This window comes from Nocardia heshunensis, from assembly GCF_054782115.1.
Window position 1 is genome coordinate 1 of sequence record NZ_BAAGTC010000074.1, and the last position, 1,421, is coordinate 1,421.

General features: G+C 47.4%; 1 protein-coding gene. It reads right to left on the reverse strand.

All coding sequences use genetic code 11. The annotated features are described in order from the left end of the window. Nucleotides 1-1,421, reverse strand: a 1,421-nt coding sequence (locus ACYVN4_RS45250; protein ID WP_460730525.1) for a tape measure protein, incomplete at both ends; no start/stop codon positions are given.

Here is a 1,421-nt window from a genome sequence, read left to right on the forward strand (position 1 = left end):
AACTGCGGGCCACCCGGCGGCAACTAATTGAGTTGTGGCGTTAGCAATCAACCATAGTCCAGCACCAGCAAGTAAGACTGCCCCGCCAACCATCATCAGCGATACTCCCAGCTTAATGAATCCAGCAGCAGCTTTGGGCGCCGACTTAGCTGTGGTAGCCAGTCCACCTCCGGAACCTAATCCTCTAATTGAATTACTAATTCCACCTATTATATCTGCAACATTCTTGGCAGCCTTAAAAGCCAGGACGGCTGTTGCAACCAGACCTATAGCCATTGCAATACCATTCAGAGTTCCCGGACTCAACTTACTAAGAGCAGTCAGTCCAGCAACGATACCAGTAATAACCAGACCTTTTGTGCTCATCTTCAATGCTAGAAATGCACCACCAAGAACCTTCAAAGCTGTTGGATCAAGCTTCCCGATAACATCCGCGATAGCTTTGATTCCGTTAGCGGCACCTTTAATCACACCACCAGTAAGACTCCCTAGTGTCTTAAACATAGCAAACGGGTCCTTCTTACTGCTCCCACTGAGCTTGTCCATTACACTACCAAAAGCCTTACCAATTGAGCCTAGTGTCGAAGTTACTGCTGACATAGCACCAGTATTTCCCAAAGATTTGAAGAATGAGCCAATTGCTTTCCCGGCCGTTTGAAGACCACTAACGATTCCTTTAACCACCGGAACTATCTTGCTCCCCAATGCATCGAAATTGACGTTACTGATACTATCAGTAATGCCACTGATAGCTTTGATTCCGACCTTGCCTACCTTATCGAAAGCTGACTGCATCTTATTAGCAATGGTCTCTCGCAAGCCGTCCATAGCTTGCCCAACAGTCTTGTACTGCGTAGCCATCTTCGAGAATTGTTTGTTGGTACCAGTCTTCGCAATCGCATCGAAGAAGTCCTGTGTCTTAACTTTCCCAGCTTGAACATCTTTGACCAGCTGACCAGTACTTTTGTGCATCGTCTTAGCGACCATCGCCATCCCGGCTGGCGTCTGTTCAAGCATAAGTTTGAAGTCAGCCCATTGAATCTGTGGCTTGGCAGCAGCTTGGGTTGCCTGTTGACTAAGAGTTTTCATGGCTTGCTGTGGATCGGATGAGGCGGCAGCTAAACCACCAAATCCTTTAACCAAAGACGTAGTGTTCTTAGTTCCCACAGCGGCAAGTTGACTGTATGTGGAAGCCATATCAGAAGCTGAATAGATGGTTTGCTGAGCATACTTCTGTAAGCTCCCCTTCGTCTTGGTAATTTGTGCCGGGCTCTTACCAATCATGCTCATGTTCCCATCGAAAGTTTGCCAAGCCTTTGAAGACTCGTTTAGCTCTCCGACCATGCTGGTAATCCCACTACCAATCAGGCCAATGCCCTTGGTGATACCAGTACCGATAACATTAGCTCCTAGAAACTGCT